We start from the raw sequence: 18611 nt of genomic DNA on the forward strand, positions 1-18611 counted from the left end.
CTATTATCTCCTAGTTAAACCATGATTCACGTGCTTTCATGATCAATTGACCTGCTTTGTCATGATCTAAACCTTCGATATCCGAAATATCATCAGTCGCTTGATCAGCCAAATCATCAATTGTAATCACACCACGCGCCGCCAATGCATAAGCAATCTCAGTGGTCATACCATCCATACCGAGAAGTTCTGCGCTTGGCTCTTGAATATTTTCTTGCTGTTTCAGTGCATCAGTTAAAGCAGCTTCTTTAGCACGGCTTTGAAGCAATTCAACTAAATCTGCATCTAGTTCAATTTCATCAAATGTTTCAGCTGGAACATAAGCAATCTCTTCTAATGAAGTAAAGCCCATTTCCACCAATGCCATGGCTAAATCTTCTTCAATATCGAGACGTGTAACAAACATATCTAAATACTGTTGTGCTTCATTTTGCTGACGAGCACGATACTCTTCTTCTAACATCATGTCGAGTTTATAACCCGTCAATTCCGATGCTAAACGAACATTTTGCCCTTGCGAACCAATTGCACGTGCTAACTGATCATTGGTTGCGAAGATAATATCTGCACTACGTGCATCTTCATCTAGCACAATACCTGATACATCAGCTGGCTCTAATGCGCTTGCAATATATTGTGCTGGATCATCAGACCACACCACGACATCAATACGCTCACCGTTCAACTCTTGTTGTACTGCTTGAATACGTGTACCACGCATACCAATACATGCACCTACAGGGTCAATACGATGGTCATTAGTTTTCACTGCAATTTTAGCACGAACACCTGGTTGACGAGCAGCTGCTTTAATTTCGATGATTTCTTCAGAAATTTCTGGAATTTCTTTTTTCATCAATGCAATTAACATCTCAGGACGAGCACGAGATAATAATAATTGCGCGCCACGACCTTCGCGGTTTACGCTGTATAAAATGGCATTGATACGTTGCTTAGGACGCAAAATTTCTTTATGAATGGTTTCTTCACGCGCCAAGTAAGCTTCAGCGTTATCACCTAGATCAATGATGAAACCATCTTTGGTTTGTTTTTTGACTTCGCCGTAAATCAACTCACCCACTTTAGATTCATAGGCATCGGCAACCAAAGCACGCTCAGCTTCACGAATCTTTTGTACAATGACTTGTTTCGCAATTTGAGCAGCAATACGACCAAACTCAATTGACTCAACTTCTAGCTCACGCACATCACCGATTGACCATTTTGATGGATCAACATCTGAGATTGCATCTTGGCAAGCTGGCATTTCATGATCTTCATCCGCCACAACTGTCCACTGACGGAAAGTGCGATAATCACCTGTTTTACGATCAATCTCAATACGAAGCTGTGCTTCTTCTGAATGGGTTCCTTCGTAAAACTTTTTCTTCGTTGCTGCAACAAGTGCTTGCTCTAATGCTTGGAAGATCGCCTCACGACTAACACCTTTTTCATTACTAACCGTTTCTGCAACGGTAAGAATTTCGCGGCCCATAAGTCACCTACCGATTTCTTATAAAATTAAGTTAATATTAGTCTTGATAGATTAAATTTGCTTTATCAATATTATTACTATCAATTTCAAGTACATGCTTACCTTCCACTTCAACTTGAATGATTTCATTTTCTAAGTCTACAGAAAGTAATTTCGCTTGAAACTTACGACGATTTTCGACGGCAGCAATTAATCGTAAAGCCACTTGTTGCCCAATATAAGCAGGCAATTGATTGAGTTGGAAAAATGGACGATCCCAGCCTGGTGAAGAGACTTCTAAAGCATATTCACCTGAAATTGGGTCATGAACATCAAGCATTGCACCCACTTGTTGTGTCACTAAAACACAATCTTGAACGCCAATACCACGCCCTTGTTCAACTTCGCCATCTTCATTCAAGATAGGTTCAACATTCTCATCAACTACTTTATCAATATAAATACGTAATAAAGAACGTTTACCTTGAGGTAGGAATTCAATCCCCCATAGATCTACACCACACGCAGCTACTGCTGGCGCGATTAGATCATGCAATGCTTGAGATTTATTTGATAATTTCATTTACTCTCGTCGCTCTCATGCGAGCCAATCAATCTTAACCGTATAGTGAAGCACGACTATTTGACCAATTGATGTCGAACACTACACGATAGCTAAACAACCAATAAAAAAGGGCGTAAATCGCCCCTATATTACACAGAAAACCGAAGTCCACTGTGCAAAAAGGCCCACCTTATTGTGAGCCTCTTTTAGAAACTTGGTAGCGGGAGCTGGATTTGAACCAACGACCTTCGGGTTATGAGCCCGACGAGCTACCAGACTGCTCCATCCCGCATCAACGTGCAAAATTATATACACAAATATAAAAAAGTCAATTTAAGTTTTTTATATTTGTTTGATTAAGTTGCACCTTAATCAAATGGTAGCGGGAGCTGGATTTGAACCAACGACCTTCGGGTTATGAGCCCGACGAGCTACCAGACTGCTCCATCCCGCATCAACAACATCACTGCATACACCAAACTTACTGGTTATTAAGCTTGGTGCGGAAGGGGGGACTTGAACCCCCACGCCCGAAAGCACTACCACCTCAAGGTAGCGTGTCTACCAATTCCACCACCACCGCAGCTTTGTGGGACGCATTCTATTCCTTTAAATATAAAAAGGAAAGTGCTAATTCAACTTATTGAGTTGTTTTAGGTGCGTTTGATGAAGTTTCAGGCGATGTTACTGGTGCAGAGGTCGTGGTTTGAGCGGATTTTAAGCTATACGCATCAGCTGTTTGTTTTTTTGCAAAAACAGCCAAAGTTAAACTTGTAGCAAAAAACAAGGCTGTAAAAATTGCAGTTAAACGAGTTAAAAAGTTACCCGCTCCCGAGGCACCAAATACCGTAGCAGCACCACCGCCACCAAACGACGCTCCTGCCTCAGCACCCTTACCTTGTTGCACTAAAACCAATCCAATAATCATAATTGCTAAAATGATATGTACAACGAGTATAAAACTATACATTTCTACTTCCTATTATTTGCTTTGCGCAAATGCTTTTGCAATTTGATAAAAAGATTGTGCATTGAGTGATGCACCTCCAACCAAAGCGCCATTAATATCAGGACATGCGGCCAACTCAACAGCATTCTCGGCTTTGACACTACCGCCATACAATATAGCCATGTTTGTACCGAATGATGTAATTTGTTTTAAGCCTTCACGTATTTTTGCATGCATTGCTTGAGCATCCGCAGGTGAAGCTGTCTTCCCTGTCCCAATTGCCCAAATCGGCTCATACGCTATCACAATATTTTGCCATTGTTCAGCTTTAACGACGGATGCAATATCACAAATTTGTTGTAATACCACTTGCTCAGCAGCGCCTTGCTCACGCTGCTCTAAGCTTTCGCCAACGCAATAGATCACCGTCATACCTGCATTTAATGCATTTTGCAGTTTTGCTTTTAAAATATTGACGTTATCACCAAATAATTCACGGCGCTCAGAGTGTCCAATCAACACATATTCAATCTGGCTATCTTTTAATAGCTCCGCACTTACCTCACCTGTGTAAGCACCAGTACCTGCCACACGAGAAAGATCCTGAGCCACAGTATAAATGGCTCTAGTTGCATCTTTTAACTGAGCATGAACACCACTCAAGGCAATCGTCACGGGCGCTACACCAATATGACATTGCTCAGGAGAAATATTGTCCTGTTGTAGTAACTGCTTAAATTCTTCTATTAATTGGAAAGCACTCGCATGCATTGGATTCATTTTCCAATTGCCAATAACCCAAGGGGTAATCGCCGAATTCGACATACTTCGCCCACCTACAACTAATTTATAAAAAATGCTGTATATTTTACACGTATTTTTATAAAATTCATTTTTTCTTTTCAGTTTAAGTTTCAACCAACAAAAAAATAGATCTAAAAATTCTCGTCTCTTTTACATATATATGTCGATTTTTTACAATCGTTTGCTTTATTTCTAACGAAGGCTACTCTTTAAATCTGAAATTAATTTGTAAAAAAATCGATCAGTTCAAGTTTTTCAATATGAACCAAGTAAAAAACAACACTTTCTATAGTAGTATTTTTACGTAACAAAAGTATAATTTTGAGAATAGCTATTATAACCATATTGTGAGTAAGGCGGACAGATGTCAGGATTACATACGTCTCCAAAGTTTTCGGGGTTCATTCGACGTTTAGTTGAAGATGGTCATATGACTGCTGCAAATATGCAGAATGCAATTGATGCAGCCAAGAAAGCCAAACAAGATATTGTTGCTCATTTAATCGAACAACATCGTCTTTCTCCACTTACCATTGCAGAAAGCATCTCTGTAGAATTTGGCGAACCACTTTTTGATTTGGCGGTTTACGATGTTGGATTATTACCTCGAGAATTAACCGACAATAAACTCATACAAAAACATCGTGTTGTTCCGTTAACACAACGTGGACAAATTTTGTATGTTGCTACGAGCAATCCAACCAATATTGATGCATTAGATGCAATTCGTTTCAATACCAAACTTAATATTGAACCAATTATTGTTGAGCATACTAAACTTGAAAAGTTAATCGAACAACATTTTGGTGATTCAAGTAGTTTCGATTTTGGTGACAGTGAGGACTTCGACTTAGATATTGATGTTAATCAAGATTCACCTCAAGAAGATGATGACGCATCACCGCAAGGTGACGAATCCCCAATTGTCAAATATATTAATAAGCTTTTAATTGATGCAATTCGCATGGGCGCATCAGATTTACATTTTGAGCCCTATGAAAAAATGTACCGTGTGCGTTATCGTGTTGATGGTGTGCTCCGTCAAATCGCTACACCTCCTTTACAAATGGCAACCCGCTTAGCTTCTCGTTTAAAAGTCATGTCTCAAATGGATATCTCTGAAAAACGAATGCCTCAAGATGGTCGTATTAAACTCAAATTGTCAAAAACCAAAGCCATCGATTTCCGTGTAAACTCTTTACCCACACTGTTTGGGGAAAAATTAGTACTACGTATTTTGGATCCATCAAGCGCTATGCTCGGAATTGAAGCATTAGGCTATGAAGATGATCAAAAAGCATTATTCATGGAAGCACTTGAAAAGCCTCAAGGAATGCTACTGATTACGGGTCCCACAGGTTCGGGTAAAACTGTATCGCTATATACTGGTCTAAATATTCTAAACACTGAGGATACTAATATTTCAACAGCGGAAGATCCTGTTGAAATTAACTTAGAAGGCATCAACCAAGTCAACGTGAATCCCAAAACCGGGTTAACTTTCTCTGCTGCACTGAAAGCTTTTCTACGTCAAGATCCAGATGTAATCATGGTCGGTGAGATTCGTGACCTTGAAACTGCTGAAATTGCAATTAAAGCAGCTCAGACAGGTCATATGGTCATGTCAACATTACACACCAACAGCGCACCTGAAACTTTAACTCGTTTGCGTAATATGGGGGTACCCTCATTCAATATTGCAACCTCAGTCAATCTTGTCATTGCACAACGTTTAGCACGACGTTTATGCTCACAATGTAAAGCACCAGTTGATATACCTAAGCAAAGTCTCATTGAACTTGGATTTACTGAACAAGACTTAGCCAATCCAGATTTACAGATCTTTCAACCGATTGGCTGTGCGGAATGTCGAGAAGGGTACAAAGGACGTGTAGGTATTTATGAGGTGATGAAGGTCACTCCTGCAATCTCTCAAATCATCATGGAAGATGGTAATGCACTACAAATTGCAGCGGCCTCAGAAAAAGCTGGTTTTGATAATCTGCGTCGCTCAGGACTAAAAAAAGTAATGCAAGGAATTACCTCCTTGCAAGAAATTAACCGCGTAACAAGTGAATAAAATCAATAAAAAGGATTAATATCATGGCAGCGAAAAAAGCGCAAATGATGCCTACTTTTGCTTATGAAGGGGTAGATCGAAAAGGCGCCAAAATTAAAGGGGAATTACCAGCACGCAACATGGCCTTAGCAAAGGTCACATTACGCAAACAAGGGGTCACAATTAAAACCATTCGAGAAAAACGCAAAAATATTCTTGAGGGTTTGATGAAGAAGAAAGTAACGACCTTAGATATTACGGTCTTTACTCGTCAATTAGCAACCATGATGAAAGCAGGGGTACCTCTCGTCCAAGGTTTTGAGATTGTTGCAGAGGGTTTAGAAAATCCAGCAATGCGTGAGGTTGTACTTGGTATCAAAGGTGAAGTAGAAGGTGGTAATACTTTTGCAGGGGCTTTACGCAAGTATCCACTTTATTTTGACAATCTTTTTTGCTCATTAGTTGAATCTGGTGAACAATCAGGTGCGCTTGAAACCATGTTAGATCGTGTTGCGATTTATAAAGAAAAAAGCGAACTTTTAAAACAAAAAATTAAAAAAGCTATGAAATATCCAATCACTGTTATCTGTGTTGCAGTAATTGTAACTATTATTCTCATGGTTAAAGTTGTTCCTGTATTCGAAAGTGTCTTTTCATCCTTTGGAGCTGATTTACCAGCATTCACAAAAATGGTTGTAAATATGTCCAATTGGATGCAAAAATATTGGTTTATTCTAATTATTATAATTGGGGCAATTATTACTTGCTTCCTAGAAGCAAAAAAGCGCAGCAAAAAATTTCGAGATGGTTTGGACCATCTAGCTCTTAAGCTTCCAATATTTGGTGACCTAGTCTATAAAGCAATTATTGCGCGTTATAGTCGAACACTTGCTACTACTTTTGCAGCAGGTGTACCTTTAATTGATGCTCTAGAATCTACAGCAGGTGCAACCAATAATGTTATTTATGAAAATGCTGTCATGAAAATTCGTGAAGATGTGGCAACAGGACAACAACTACAATTTGCAATGCGAGTTTCCAATCGCTTTCCAGCTATGGCAATCCAAATGGTTGCAATCGGTGAAGAATCTGGTGCTCTTGATAGCATGTTAGATAAAGTAGCAACTCATTTTGAAAATGAAGTTGATAATGCAGTCGATGGTCTTACTTCAATGATGGAACCTTTAATTATGGCAATTTTAGGTGTACTTGTTGGTGGTCTAGTCATTGCAATGTATCTCCCAATTTTCCAAATGGGTTCTGTCGTATAATGCTAGAGATCATTTCTTATTTTATCCAAAATCCAACTGCATTATACGTCGCAGTTGGACTTTTAAGTTTATGCATTGGTAGTTTTTTAAATGTCGTCATCTATAGAACACCAAAGATGATGGAACAAGAATGGCATCATGAATGCCAAATATTATTACACCCAGAACAACCTATAATAGACGAAACAAAATTAACCTTAAGCACCCCACCATCTACATGTCCAAAATGTAAATCTGCTATTCGCTGGTATCAAAATATTCCTGTAATGAGTTGGTTAATGCTTCGTGGCAAATGTGGTGCTTGCCAAAATCCAATTAGTATTCGCTATCCACTTATTGAACTCTTAACAATGATTTGCTCATTAATAGTAGTTGCTATATTTGGCGCGACCGTACAAATGTTATTTGGTTTAATACTCACTTGGGTCTTGATCACATTAACGTTTATTGATTTCGACACACAGCTATTACCCGATCGCTTTACCTTGCCACTTGCCGCACTAGGCCTAGGAATCAATAGTTTCACTGTTTATACTTCTGCAGGCTCAGCGATTTGGGGCTATTTGATTGGCTTTCTATGTTTGTGGATTGTTTACTATATCTTTAAACTCGTCACAGGCAAGGAAGGCATGGGCTATGGTGATTTCAAGCTCTTAGCCGCACTCGGGGCTTGGATGGGGCCAATGATGCTACCTCTAATTGTGCTACTCTCTTCAGTTGTTGGTGCAATTATTGGTATTATTTTGATAAAAATGCGTGGTGAAAACCAACCATTTGCATTTGGTCCTTATATTGCAATTGCTGGTTGGATTGCATTTTTATGGGGAAATCAAATTATGAAAATATATCTAGGTGGATAATATGAGTTTTATCTTGGGCATTACTGGTGGCATTGGTAGTGGCAAATCCGCCGCGACACAATGGTTTGAATCCCAAGGAATTGTTGTAGTCGATGCAGATATTGTAGCTCGTGAAGTGGTTGATCTAGGTCAACCTGCTTTGAAAGAAATTCAACTTTCTTTTGGAGACTGGGTATTACTAGAAGATGGCAATCTGAATCGCCGTGCACTTCGTGAACACATATTCCAGTTTCCAGAAGCGCGAGAAACACTCGAAAAGATCACACACCCTGCTATACGCCAATCCATTATTCAACAATTACAACAAGCAGAAAGTCCTTATGTCATTTTAGTTTCACCTCTTCTCTTTGAAACTAATCAGCATGAACTTGTGCATCATACCCTACTCATCGATGCAAATGAACAAACACAACTACAACGTGCAAGTCAAAGAGATGGACAAAATGAAGAACAAATCCGAAAAATTATCTCGGTACAAATGCCTCGCACCCAAAAGCAATTACTCGCAAATGATATTGTTATGAATGATGGTTTACTTGAGCACCTTCATCACCAACTAAAACCATTACATCTAAAATATCTACAAAGCGCTGAGCAAGCATTTTAATCTTGCTTCTGTTGCGCCAGTCGTTCACTCAGCGTGTCTTTTTTAAACCAGCGCCACGGCTGTAATGCACCAAAACCCATTCCGACTAAACCACAAACAATCGCTGCATTTAGAGGCTCATCAAGCAGTGGAACAGCAATCACAGCTGCAATAAAAGGCGCCAAAGTAACAATACTCCCCGTTTTAAAGGCACCTAAACGCTCAATCGCAGCAACATAGGTCAATGTCGCAATAATTACGACCAATACACCATGAAATAAACCTTGAATGACTAAATGAATGGGTTCTGCTTCTTGAAAATGTTTTGGAACAAATAAAACATAGACAGGTAAATAAATAATCGCTGACCAAATTGCCACGCTCACCATGGAATGCCAAGCCGATAATTTCCATTGTTTTAGCAGTACGGTGAAGATGCCCCACCAAACAGCGCTGATAAAAAAAAGTAAATCGCCTAAGCCAAAAGCGGTCGCTTGATCACGCAGCATCAGATAGCTCATCAATACAAGCGCACTTGACATGATGCTGAGACTCAACCAAGTATGTTTATCAAAAGGTTGTCTAAACAACAAATAAGCAGCAACTGCCGTACATAGAGGAATACAGCCATTTAAGAAAATTGCAGCATGGGCTGCTGGTGCTTGCAAAAAAGCAGTATAAACCGTTAGACAGTAGGCCAACCCACCAGTTAAGGCCAAAATAATTGGACGGGGATGCCACAGAAATGTCAAATCTTTTTTATACACCAGCACAGGCATGAGAATGATAAAAGCAATCGCAAAACGCATGGCCACCAAGTCCCAGGCACTGACATTCCAGTGCAGATTTAAACGGGAGAGAATGGTAAAACCACCCCAGATGCACATGGTGATACAGACAAACAGATAGCCTTGCGTGCGAGCAGTCATTTTTAATTACATTGACGATAATTGTGTGAATTATACAGCATTACGCTGACGGCATGCCTCATAAAGTGCCATGCCTGTTGCCACACTGACGTTTAAACTTTGTAAATCACCAGACATTGGAATATAAACCGTATGATCACATTGAGACTGAGTAATCGGTCTTAAACCTGTGTCTTCCGCACCCATAACAATGACAACTGCACCCTTAAAGTCACATTGCTGAATTGGCAATGCTTTTTCATCTAGCATTGTGCCAATAACACGCATATGTGTGGTCTCTTTTAAATGAGCTAAGGTTCGAGCTAAGTTAGTCACTTGAATAAACTTAACTTTTTCCGCCCCACCTGCTGCAACTTTACGTGCCGTCGGAGTTAAACTAGCTGAACGATCACGTGGCACAATCACCGCCTGAACACCCATCGCAGCTGCGGTACGAATACATGCACCGAGATTATGCGGATCCGTCACTTGATCTAATGCCAATAACAAAGCATTCGGTGACTGCTGCATCAATTCGTCTAAATCTTTTTCATTTAAGGTTGGATGTGGTCGAACTGCAGCCACTACACCTTGATGAAAAGGTAAGCCTGCAAGCTTTTCCAAACTATCCCGACTCGCCTTTTGGACGCTAATCCCAAAAGGTTCGGCAAGTTGCAAAATCTTTTGTAATCGCTGGTCATCACGACCTTTTAAGGTAAATAAAGTCAAAACGCGTTCAGGCTCTAACTCCAACAATGACTCAACCGAATGAACGCCATAATAATATTCAGGTTTTGCCATGAACGACCTCTTGCAGTATTCCCGATCTATAAAGGGAGATTTTGAAAAAATAAAAATCCTGCAAAGTAGCTTTACAGGTGAGGAGCGAATAGCTCCGCAAGGGAATTTAATAAAAAAATCCTGCAAAATGAATTTACAGGATTCTCTTTAGGTATAGTGTACCCGATTTAGGAAGCGATCAGTTAACCTTCTAAATGACATACATAATCAAGCACTTCATCAGTCTCGATGTGGAAAACACTATTTCCTGGGACATAAAAAGACTGACCTGCACGGAATAACTCACTTTCTGTACTGTCTGCAATTTTTACACGACATTCACCAGAAATGATTTCCATACGTTCTGGCACATGTGTTTCAAAAGTTAATGCCTGTTCAGTAGGTAAAATCACACCTAATGTCTTTTTAGTACCATCTTCAAATTGTACAGTATGGCTGATACATGCCCCACCAAAATATACATTTGACTTTTTAATGACCGTAACATGATCAAACTGCACTGAACTCATGCATACTCTCCAAATAATGCAGCATTTATATTAGGTTATGATGGACGTAGTTTAATTATGCCTGCGTCACTAATCAATCCATTTTTATCATGCTTTAACAGCAATTTTTATGCCTTTCTACTAAAGTTATGTTCAACTCACAAGCACTTTTAGATCAAAGCATCCGATCTAAAATACAATAGAAAAAATCTTATAAATTGATAGACAAGCTTTACATCACTAAATTATTCAAAACAACTCCAGAAATAAAACATGATTTCATCAACACAACGCTGATCCTCTTGTTCGATTAGCAAAATTTCTCTATCTTTAAGCAAAAGATTGCGTGCACTGGATGCATATATGCTCACCCATTTAACTTTAATTAATTTTGCACTTGCAGACCATTTAGCTTTAGATATTGAACAAGGTTTCAATGTTTTGACTGGAGAAACTGGTGCAGGAAAATCGTTATTGTTAGATGCACTGTCTGCGTGCTTGGGTGAACGTACCGATACCAACTATGTCCGTTATGGTGCAGATAAAGCAGATGTCACTGCTGTCTTTAGTTATCAAGCTGAAAGTGCGGAAGCAAAATGGCTTACAGAACATGAACTAGATGATGATTCTGGTGAAATTCATTTAAGACGTGTCATATTTGCGACAGGCCGAAGCAAAGCATGGATCAATGGACGCCCAAGTAGTTTGTCGGAGTTAAAAGAAATTGGACGCTTATTGGTACAACTTTATAGCCAGCATAGCCAACAGCAATTACTTGAGCCCCCTTATCCGAAGCACTGGTTAGATCGTTATCATAATTTTGCCGAACCAGCAAATGAAGTACGTGAAGCGTATAGCACATGGCAAAAAAACATTCGCCAGCATCAAGCCGCTTTAGATGCGCAAGCCACGCGTATTCAAAAAATACAAAATTTAGAATCCCAAATAGAAGAACTTGAAGAGATTGTCCAAACGGATTATCGAGAGATTGAACAAGAGTTTGATCGTCTCAGCCATCATGAACATATTATGCAAGACTGTAGTTACAGTCTAAATGTTTTGGATGAGGCTGAACAAAATATCACTCAAGAAGTTGCTTCAATCATTCGTCGTTTAGAGTCTCATGCAGGGCGCAGTGAACAGTTATCAAATATTTATAATTCGTTACTCAATGCGCAAAGTGAGATTGAAGATGCAACCGCGAGTTTACGTCAATTTATTGATCGCCAAAGTTTTGATCCTGAAAGAATGGAACAGCTCAATACAACCTTAGAAATTTTCCATCGTCTCGCACGCAAACACCGTACCCAGCCTGAATTACTCAAACAAGAATATGAAACTTGGCAACAGGAATTAGAGCAATTACATCTATTAGAAGATCCTGAAACCTTAGCTGAACAGGTAGAAATTTCTTATCACATTTTTATGCAAAAAGCTGAGCACCTAGATCAGATTCGTCGTACAGCCGCAGTTCCACTGGCGAAGCAATTGACTGAACAAGTGAAGCCGCTTGCTCTACCTGAAGCATATTTTGAATTTAAGTTCGAGCCAATGGAAGCAAATGCCGAAGGTCTCAGCTTTATTCAGCTTCTTTTCACTGCCAATAAAGGCATTCCACCACAACCGCTGGCTCGCGTTGCATCTGGCGGTGAACTCTCTCGTATTGCACTGGTCATGCAAGTGATGAATGCCGAAAAAACAGAATCTGAAGTTTTGGTCTTTGATGAAATTGATGTCGGAATTAGTGGTGGTACAGCCGAAGTGGTTGGTCGTTTACTCGCCGATCTAGCTCAGCATGTACAACTACTCTGTATCACTCACCAAGCTCAAGTTGCTGCACAGTCTGACCAACACCTATTGGTCAAAAAACAACAAACAGATCCAGCAAGCAGCACCATTATTGAGTTGAATGAGGAACAACGCATTCTAGAACTAGCACGTATGTCTGGCGGCGTCGAGATTAGCGAAACCACCTTGCAACATGCCAAACAACTGCGTCAACTAAAATTTCAATCCGCTTAAAACGCATAACAAAATGTGAGAAAAAGATTGGCGAAATCCGATTAACTCTTGTATGTTGATAAGAAGAACCTATATAGATAGATCAGCATAATATTTTTGATGGAGAATCGCCTAGGTGACGAAACAATATCTAACTCACCGTTGTCTCATCGCTCCACCAGACATAACAGATGACTTCTTTGCCAATACTGTTATCTATGTGGCACGCCATGATGAAGATGGTGCACAAGGCATTATTATCAATCGCCCTTCTGAATTACAGATCAAAGAATTATTGAACGATTTAGAGATTGATGCAGATAATGTACAACCTCATGCTGTGTTGCAAGGTGGACCATTACGCCCAGAAGCAGGTTTTGTCCTACACACAGGTCAACCTACTTGGCATTCATCAATCGCAGTAGGTGAAAATGTTTGCATTACCACCAGTAAAGATATTTTGGATGCAATTGCACATAACGAAGGTGTCGGTCGTTACCAAATTGCTCTAGGCTATGCCAGCTGGGGCAAAAATCAGCTTGAAGAAGAAATGGCACGTGGTGACTGGCTGATTTGTGACTCAGACATGGATTTAATTTTTAATCTACCTTATGGCGATCGTTGGGATGCGGCATACAAAAAAATTGGGGTAGACCGTACATGGTTTGCTTCAGAGATTGGTCATGCCTGATTTTAAAACTTCGCAATCCATTATGGCCTTTGATTTTGGTACTCAAAAAATGGGGATCGCAATTGGTCAATCCACTATTGAGAGTGCTAATCCTCTGCCATTATTCGTGATGAAAGATGGTATCCCTGACTGGAACCAACTATTAAAACTCGTGAAAGAGTGGCAACCCAATCTTTTTTTAGTCGGTTTGCCATTAAATATGGATGATAGTGAATCTGAACTCTCTGCTCGCGCACGAAAATTTGCACGACGTTTGCGTCATCAAACCAATATTGAAACGTGGATGGTGGATGAGCGTTTGACTACACGCGAAGCGAGAGAAGAACTTGAGTCTTATCAAAATAAAGGCCGAGCAAAACGCTTATCGGCTGATAGTTTCGCAGCCGCACTACTCATTCAAAGTTGGTATCGTGATCCTAATGGAGTAACACCTTAATTATTTATATTTAAGCGCTTTATCACGGTATAGCACACTGATGTACCGTGATAAAATCAGATCCAGACCATGAAAATAACTGCTTTAGCACGTCTATAACCCAAACCATTTGCATAAAATTTAGAATGCAATTCTTAAAAAATAAATCAGCTCAGACTACGTCTGATTATTTCTCAATAATTCTCACCGTTGCAGTTCGCCCTGAAACAAAAGCCAATGGATTCTGAGGTTGTTCATCTAAAACAATTTTTACAGGCACACGTTGCGCTAAACGTACCCAACTAAAAGTAGGGTTTACATTTGCCAATAGATTAGAACTACCAGAACGCTCACGATCTTCGATCCCTGTTGCAATACCTTGAACATGACCACGAATGAATTGACGATCCCCCATCAGCTGTACCGTTGCCGAATCACCGACATGAATACGATTCAATTTGGTTTCTTCAAAATAACCCACGACATAAAGCTGATGACGATCTAGCAGCGCAGCAACCGCTTGCCCAACCTTAACATAATTACCAACACGTAAATCAAAGTTAGCTAAGGTTCCATCCGCAGGTGCAACGACTGCCGAACGACTCATATTGAGCTGAGCTAAATGTAAATTGCTGTTCGCTACTTCGATCAAAGCTTGCTGTTGTTGAATGGCAGCCTCAGCCTGTTCGATACTCGCTGCTAGCTGCTCTTTTTCCGCAATCGCCTGATCGCGTGTAGCAAAAACCTGATCTTGCTCTTGCTTAGAGATTGCACCATCCATCAAACTCGCATAACGTGCTGCATTCTTCTCAGCCAATTTCATATTAGCTTCAGTCTTGACCAAATTTGCCTTTGAACCGACTAAGTTTGCACGCGCCTGAGCCAAACCGGCATTGGCTTTAGCTAAATCAGATTTAGCTTGTTCAACGTCAAGTGCTTGACGTTCTACATCAATCTTGAAAAGAACTTGTCCTTTCTTTACCGTCTGATTGTCCTGTACCAGCACCTCAGTTACTAATCCATTAACATCCGAAGCCACTTGAACCACATCACCACGCACACGACCATCACGTGTCCACGGTGCGGCATTGTAGTAATTCCATAAATGCACGACTGCATATATCGCAATCAAAACCGAAAGTACTAATACAATTGGACGTATGACTTTTCGTACATCAAATGCATTCATGTTCATCACCTTTACCACATATTTTTAAATCATTAAATTTCGGAGAGAGCTACTTAAAGGCTTGTACCTTGTAAATAAAGACATAACCAATGCATACACAGCAACAATCCCAAGTACAAACACAAGTTGAAAATATTCGGTAGTACAATCCAACCTCTCATAACTAAGCGGTCGATCAGTGGACTCATCAGCTTAAAGAGCACGTAGGCGATGATGGCTTGCACCAAAAGAATTGGAATATAGATTCCATAAACGTTAATCTCACCCATGCAATACACCTAAATCATATGTTTCTGAATCCATCTTTTGTGTTGAGACATGCCCGATGCTTTCACAAATATTATTCAGAGAAATCAACATTCTTTGAGCGAGTTGCTCATCTTCAATTTGCACTGCAATCCGCTCTAATAGATCAATCTGCTGTACAATTCGAATTGGAAAATGGTTCAGAGAAAGTTGTTTCTCTTGCATTTGAAAATATTCTGTCAGTTGCTGTTGCAGCACATTGACTTCATTTTTCAAACTGACCAATTGGGGGAGTTTTTGGCTGATTTCTTGCAATCGGACTAAGTCAATAATTGAACTACTCTCAATCAATGCATTCTGAATCGAAATCTTAACTTGAGGATTTTGAACCATTTTGGTATTCAATACTCCAACTCGGTCCAACATACTGCGTAGATGAATTTTGAACTCACTACCATAAGATAGATTTAATGCCTGACGCATCGCCTGATAATGTAAAGTTAAAATTCGCGTTGCACTGGTATCAGGTGAAACAGCTCGAACTAAATCAATCACAATGAGTGAAACCAATACGCCCAAAACCATTGCAAATGAACTATCTAAATAAGAAACAGCATCCATGCTGTATTTATTGTGCAGATTCAATCCCATCATGGTGTTAATCCCAAGTACCATCCCTACAGGCATTAACATTTGATTGGCCATCATGGTGACAGCCACTAAAAACACAGGAAATAGCACCAAAGCCAATTGCCAAAAATGAGTCACATGCGGAAAAATACCAAATGCATATAAGAATACTAAGCCTGCGGATACAATACTGCCCCAAATAAAAATCCGTAGTACAGGTACTGGGTTATCCAGAGCAGTTAAGATACACGCCGTAATTGCACCCATTTGCGCCATCATAAAACCCGCCTTCCAACCTGACAGAATCCAAGCTGCAGTGACAATAAAAGTAATCAGTACCGCACTAATTCCACCTCGTATCGCAATACCATGATCACGATGTAAACTTGGATATTTCGTCGTAATGGCTGTAATTTCTATTGGAATTTCTTTATTACCTTGCTGAATCTGTTGCCAAAGTAGTTTTACTGCCAAGATATTGGCTATAAAATGACGAACATCCATCTTTAATGCAGCCAATACAACTTTCTGTTCAGACGTTGCTTTAGAAATCAGCTCAGCGAAATCCTCTTCAAATCCAATCGGCAAAGTCTGTAAATCAGCAGGTACTAAACTTTTCTCTTGTTTTAAAAATGTCAAAGTATGCTGACGAAGCATATCCAAATGCGAAACAAGATTAACCAAGTGCAAATGTTCGAGTTGTTTCACACGTTGAGACAATGCAACCAAATTCGCAACCACCAATGACACTTGATGTAGCATTTCTTGTAAAGGCTTGGTCATGCCTTTCAACTCACCTTTCTCATAAGCCAAATGTACAGCTAAAGCATGAATATCAGAGGCATCACGAGTAATCACAGATAAAACTTGCGTGTAATTTTCAGGTGTTTCTTGAACTGCAATCAATTTTTCAAAAGTTGCTTCTAGATCGTTTAAGGTTTTATTGACACGTTGCTTGATCATTGCGCCAACATGAACTGGAAAAAAAGTTGCCGAAACAACGGCAGAAGAGACCACCCCAACTGAGATTTCAAGTACACGTGCAACAGCGATATCAAAAATATTGTAGGTATCGATATAGGTAATTGCATTGTAAACAATCATGGCAGTTGAATATCCTGCCAACATAAATACGTAGCTACGCGGCGTGCGGTCTAGTAATGACACATATAAAGCAAAGCCCACCCAGAGAGATAAAATAACCGTAAATAGCCACGGCGTATTAATAAAATGTGGGGTCAATAACAGTGCTATGACTGCCCCTGCTACAGTTCCAATCAAACGATACACACATTTCGAAGACACCATTCCTGAATAAGGATTGGCAATAATCATGACCGTTCCAATCGACCACATCGGATTAATCAAATCTAATTCAAAAGAAATAAACAGTGCCAGCATGCCTGCTACAAAGGTTTTACAAGCAAAAATAAGATCAAGTCGGCTTGGTCTGAAAGCTAACAGCTGTTTAAGTAACATGAATATGTCTCAATTCTAAGTCAGCCTGATCTAATGACACATGACAATGTGGCACGAAGTTACACCAATTTGGAGTATCAAATCAGTTGACAAGAAAAAGCTGATTATGGGGAGCAAGGCATAGTGTCTAGAGCAAATGGAGATAATTTAACGAATTTCATTATCCAATGAAGACACTACATCTATAATTTTTTCAAAACAAAGCAAATTAGTCAACATAAATTATCACTATTTGATAATTTTTCATTTTAATTTAAAATATTTTCAATAAAAGCCATATTTTTTCTCAATTCAAGGCTTAATTGGTCGAGGAAAAATATTCCGAGCTAAAAGTCCATACACGATCTCAGGCTTTTCTGTTATAAAGCAATAAAAGTTCGATTTTCACGTTATTTTTAAGGAGTAGACAACGCATCATGGCAATTTCGAGTTTTGGTAAAATTCTCACCGTGCTGGATTTATTTTCAGTTTCACGTCCGATTATCAATGTCGATATCATTTGTGATGAGCTTGGTCTCTCAAAACCCACAGCCTATCGTTATCTTAAAGAACTTGTTTCAACAGATATTTTAAAACGCATTAGTGGTACATCAGGAGACTACACTTTAGGCTCTAAAATTGCCGTTCTTGATTATATTTCTCATAGTACCGATCCATTGGTTCAGATCAGTATTCCTTTTATGCGTGATATCGTAGATCGTACTGAACTCTGTTGTTTATTAACCTATTTAAACCATGATTATTGTATTGATCTACACCATGAAACCTTTAAAGAAGCAGAACTTATCTCTTACGGAAGAGGTTGTCCACGCCCTGTTTATGTAGGTGCTTCACCCAAAATTGTGATTGCTCATCTTTCCAAGCAACATATTCAAGCTTATTATCATCAGTTTACTCAGGAGCTTGCTCAGGTAGGCTTTGCCCATAGCCTCGACGAATTCATGCAGCAAATGCGGAAAATTAAAAAACAAGGCTTTTATTTATCGCAGGGTGAGATTGATCCAATGGTATGTGGTCTTTCCGTGCCAATTCGCTTTTCTACTAAAGAAGCACCGATTGCACTCACGCTAGTAGCATCAAAAAATCGTTTTGATTTCTTGAATATTCAAAAACTGATCGAGATCTTGCAAAATAATGCAGGGCAAATTGAACATAAATTTGCAACACTTTCCGAAAATCAGTCAAACTGAATTGA

18 protein-coding genes and 3 tRNA genes are annotated in these 18611 nt (G+C 39.6%); 8 read left to right on the forward strand and 13 right to left on the reverse strand.

The features are described 5' to 3' along the window. Positions 1-10: 10 nt before the first annotated feature. The 7 genes from nusA to tpiA all read right to left on the reverse strand — a co-directional run bounded on the left by nusA (position 11) and on the right by tpiA (position 3813). Complete coding sequence (nusA, locus tag CDG59_RS01175; RefSeq protein ID WP_087543045.1) at positions 11-1495, reverse strand: transcription termination factor NusA; 1485 nt, start codon at positions 1493-1495, stop codon at positions 11-13. A gap of 37 nt (positions 1496-1532) precedes the next feature. Continuing rightward, complete coding sequence (gene rimP / locus CDG59_RS01180) at positions 1533-2057, reverse strand: ribosome maturation factor RimP (protein ID WP_004659273.1); 525 nt, start codon at positions 2055-2057, stop codon at positions 1533-1535. Positions 2058-2254: 197 nt separating this feature from the next. Next, positions 2255-2331: transfer RNA gene (locus tag CDG59_RS01185), tRNA-Met, on the reverse strand. An 85-nt stretch (positions 2332-2416) separates the two neighbouring features. Beyond that, positions 2417-2493 (reverse strand) — tRNA-Met (locus CDG59_RS01190). A 44-nt stretch (positions 2494-2537) separates the two neighbouring features. Beyond that, a tRNA-Leu gene (locus CDG59_RS01195) sits at positions 2538-2622 on the reverse strand. Between the two features lie 57 nt (positions 2623-2679). Further along, the gene (secG, locus tag CDG59_RS01200; protein WP_005162938.1) at positions 2680-3009 is read right to left on the reverse strand and encodes a preprotein translocase subunit SecG; all 330 of its coding nucleotides are present in this window, start codon (positions 3007-3009) and stop codon (positions 2680-2682) included. Between the two features lie 12 nt (positions 3010-3021). Continuing rightward, on the reverse strand, positions 3022-3813 hold the full coding sequence (gene tpiA, locus CDG59_RS01205) for a triose-phosphate isomerase (RefSeq protein ID WP_087543048.1): 792 nt from the start codon (positions 3811-3813) through the stop codon (positions 3022-3024). A gap of 343 nt (positions 3814-4156) precedes the next feature. Between tpiA and pilB the strand changes: the two genes are divergently transcribed. The 4 genes from pilB to coaE are packed head-to-tail and all read left to right on the forward strand — an operon-like array spanning position 4157 to position 8589. After that, a complete protein-coding gene (pilB, locus tag CDG59_RS01210) occupies positions 4157-5872 on the forward strand; it encodes a type IV-A pilus assembly ATPase PilB (protein WP_087543050.1) in 1716 nt (571 codons plus the stop codon). A gap of 23 nt (positions 5873-5895) precedes the next feature. Beyond that, a complete protein-coding gene (locus tag CDG59_RS01215; RefSeq protein WP_004659280.1) occupies positions 5896-7122 on the forward strand; it encodes a type II secretion system F family protein in 1227 nt (408 codons plus the stop codon). Beyond that, complete coding sequence (locus CDG59_RS15630) at positions 7122-7982, forward strand: prepilin peptidase (protein ID WP_087543052.1); 861 nt, start codon at positions 7122-7124, stop codon at positions 7980-7982. Before CDG59_RS01215 ends, CDG59_RS15630 begins: the two co-directional genes overlap by 1 nt. A 1-nt stretch (position 7983) precedes the next feature. Continuing rightward, on the forward strand, positions 7984-8589 hold the full coding sequence (gene coaE, locus CDG59_RS01225) for a dephospho-CoA kinase (RefSeq protein WP_087543054.1): 606 nt from the start codon (positions 7984-7986) through the stop codon (positions 8587-8589). Here the strand turns inward: coaE and CDG59_RS01230 are convergent. The 3 genes from CDG59_RS01230 to CDG59_RS01240 all read right to left on the reverse strand — a co-directional run bounded on the left by CDG59_RS01230 (position 8586) and on the right by CDG59_RS01240 (position 10786). Then, positions 8586-9497 (reverse strand): DMT family transporter, encoded by a 912-nt coding sequence (locus tag CDG59_RS01230; protein ID WP_087543056.1) that lies wholly within the window; start codon positions 9495-9497, stop codon positions 8586-8588. The two genes, coaE and CDG59_RS01230, sit on opposite strands and share 4 nt — an antisense overlap. A 30-nt stretch (positions 9498-9527) precedes the next feature. After that, the gene (gene rlmB, locus CDG59_RS01235) at positions 9528-10277 is read right to left on the reverse strand and encodes a 23S rRNA (guanosine(2251)-2'-O)-methyltransferase RlmB (RefSeq protein ID WP_087543058.1); all 750 of its coding nucleotides are present in this window, start codon (positions 10275-10277) and stop codon (positions 9528-9530) included. Positions 10278-10459: 182 nt separating this feature from the next. After that, complete coding sequence (locus CDG59_RS01240) at positions 10460-10786, reverse strand: pyrimidine/purine nucleoside phosphorylase (protein WP_004659291.1); 327 nt, start codon at positions 10784-10786, stop codon at positions 10460-10462. A gap of 342 nt (positions 10787-11128) precedes the next feature. On the opposite strand from CDG59_RS01240, the gene recN reads away from it, so the two are divergent. The 3 genes from recN (at position 11129) to ruvX (ending at position 13893) form a co-directional block, all read left to right on the forward strand. Further along, the gene (gene recN / locus CDG59_RS01245; protein WP_005162954.1) at positions 11129-12787 is read left to right on the forward strand and encodes a DNA repair protein RecN; all 1659 of its coding nucleotides are present in this window, start codon (positions 11129-11131) and stop codon (positions 12785-12787) included. Between the two features lie 115 nt (positions 12788-12902). After that, positions 12903-13457, forward strand: a complete 555-nt coding sequence (locus CDG59_RS01250; protein ID WP_004659294.1) for a YqgE/AlgH family protein — start codon at positions 12903-12905, stop codon at positions 13455-13457. Next, complete coding sequence (ruvX, locus tag CDG59_RS01255) at positions 13450-13893, forward strand: Holliday junction resolvase RuvX (RefSeq protein WP_087543060.1); 444 nt, start codon at positions 13450-13452, stop codon at positions 13891-13893. The genes CDG59_RS01250 and ruvX overlap by 8 nt, the downstream gene beginning before the upstream one ends. A 166-nt stretch (positions 13894-14059) precedes the next feature. Here the strand turns inward: ruvX and CDG59_RS01260 are convergent, their stop codons facing one another. The 3 genes from CDG59_RS01260 to CDG59_RS01270 are packed head-to-tail and all read right to left on the reverse strand — an operon-like array spanning position 14060 to position 17416. Continuing rightward, positions 14060-15061, reverse strand: coding sequence for an HlyD family secretion protein (locus CDG59_RS01260; RefSeq protein ID WP_087543062.1), 1002 nt, complete (start codon positions 15059-15061; stop codon positions 14060-14062). A gap of 53 nt (positions 15062-15114) precedes the next feature. After that, entirely contained in the window at positions 15115-15330 is a 216-nt protein-coding gene (locus CDG59_RS01265; RefSeq protein ID WP_004659299.1) for a DUF1656 domain-containing protein, read from the reverse strand. Further along, positions 15323-17416 (reverse strand): FUSC family protein, encoded by a 2094-nt coding sequence (locus tag CDG59_RS01270; RefSeq protein ID WP_087543064.1) that lies wholly within the window; start codon positions 17414-17416, stop codon positions 15323-15325. The genes CDG59_RS01265 and CDG59_RS01270 overlap by 8 nt, the downstream gene beginning before the upstream one ends. Before the next feature lie 416 nt (positions 17417-17832). On the opposite strand from CDG59_RS01270, the gene CDG59_RS01275 reads away from it, so the two are divergent. Next, a complete protein-coding gene (locus CDG59_RS01275; protein ID WP_087543066.1) occupies positions 17833-18606 on the forward strand; it encodes an IclR family transcriptional regulator in 774 nt (257 codons plus the stop codon). Positions 18607-18611 lie beyond the last annotated feature (5 nt).

Origin of the sequence: Acinetobacter sp. WCHA29, assembly GCF_002165335.1 — a bacterium.
In the GTDB taxonomy this organism is placed as follows: Bacteria; Pseudomonadota; Gammaproteobacteria; order Pseudomonadales; family Moraxellaceae; genus Acinetobacter.

Excerpts from the sequence above, each read along its gene's own strand:
- CDG59_RS01275 (WP_087543066.1), top strand. The coding sequence starts at position 17,833 with ATGGCAATTTCGAGTTTTGGTAAAATTCTCACCGTGCTGGATTTATTT.
- ruvX (WP_087543060.1), top strand. The coding sequence starts at position 13,450 with ATGCCTGATTTTAAAACTTCGCAATCCATTATGGCCTTTGATTTTGGT.
- CDG59_RS01230 (WP_087543056.1), bottom strand. The coding sequence starts at position 9,497 with ATGACTGCTCGCACGCAAGGCTATCTGTTTGTCTGTATCACCATGTGC.
- pilB (WP_087543050.1), top strand. The coding sequence starts at position 4,157 with ATGTCAGGATTACATACGTCTCCAAAGTTTTCGGGGTTCATTCGACGT.
- CDG59_RS01270 (WP_087543064.1), bottom strand. The coding sequence starts at position 17,416 with ATGTTACTTAAACAGCTGTTAGCTTTCAGACCAAGCCGACTTGATCTT.
- nusA (WP_087543045.1), bottom strand. The coding sequence starts at position 1,495 with ATGGGCCGCGAAATTCTTACCGTTGCAGAAACGGTTAGTAATGAAAAA.
- coaE (WP_087543054.1), top strand. The coding sequence starts at position 7,984 with ATGAGTTTTATCTTGGGCATTACTGGTGGCATTGGTAGTGGCAAATCC.
- CDG59_RS15630 (WP_087543052.1), top strand. The coding sequence starts at position 7,122 with ATGCTAGAGATCATTTCTTATTTTATCCAAAATCCAACTGCATTATAC.
- rimP (WP_004659273.1), bottom strand. The coding sequence starts at position 2,057 with ATGAAATTATCAAATAAATCTCAAGCATTGCATGATCTAATCGCGCCA.
- rlmB (WP_087543058.1), bottom strand. The coding sequence starts at position 10,277 with ATGGCAAAACCTGAATATTATTATGGCGTTCATTCGGTTGAGTCATTG.
- secG (WP_005162938.1), bottom strand. The coding sequence starts at position 3,009 with ATGTATAGTTTTATACTCGTTGTACATATCATTTTAGCAATTATGATT.
- CDG59_RS01265 (WP_004659299.1), bottom strand. The coding sequence starts at position 15,330 with ATGGGTGAGATTAACGTTTATGGAATCTATATTCCAATTCTTTTGGTG.
- recN (WP_005162954.1), top strand. The coding sequence starts at position 11,129 with ATGCTCACCCATTTAACTTTAATTAATTTTGCACTTGCAGACCATTTA.
- CDG59_RS01260 (WP_087543062.1), bottom strand. The coding sequence starts at position 15,061 with ATGAATGCATTTGATGTACGAAAAGTCATACGTCCAATTGTATTAGTA.
- tpiA (WP_087543048.1), bottom strand. The coding sequence starts at position 3,813 with ATGTCGAATTCGGCGATTACCCCTTGGGTTATTGGCAATTGGAAAATG.
- CDG59_RS01215 (WP_004659280.1), top strand. The coding sequence starts at position 5,896 with ATGGCAGCGAAAAAAGCGCAAATGATGCCTACTTTTGCTTATGAAGGG.
- CDG59_RS01240 (WP_004659291.1), bottom strand. The coding sequence starts at position 10,786 with ATGAGTTCAGTGCAGTTTGATCATGTTACGGTCATTAAAAAGTCAAAT.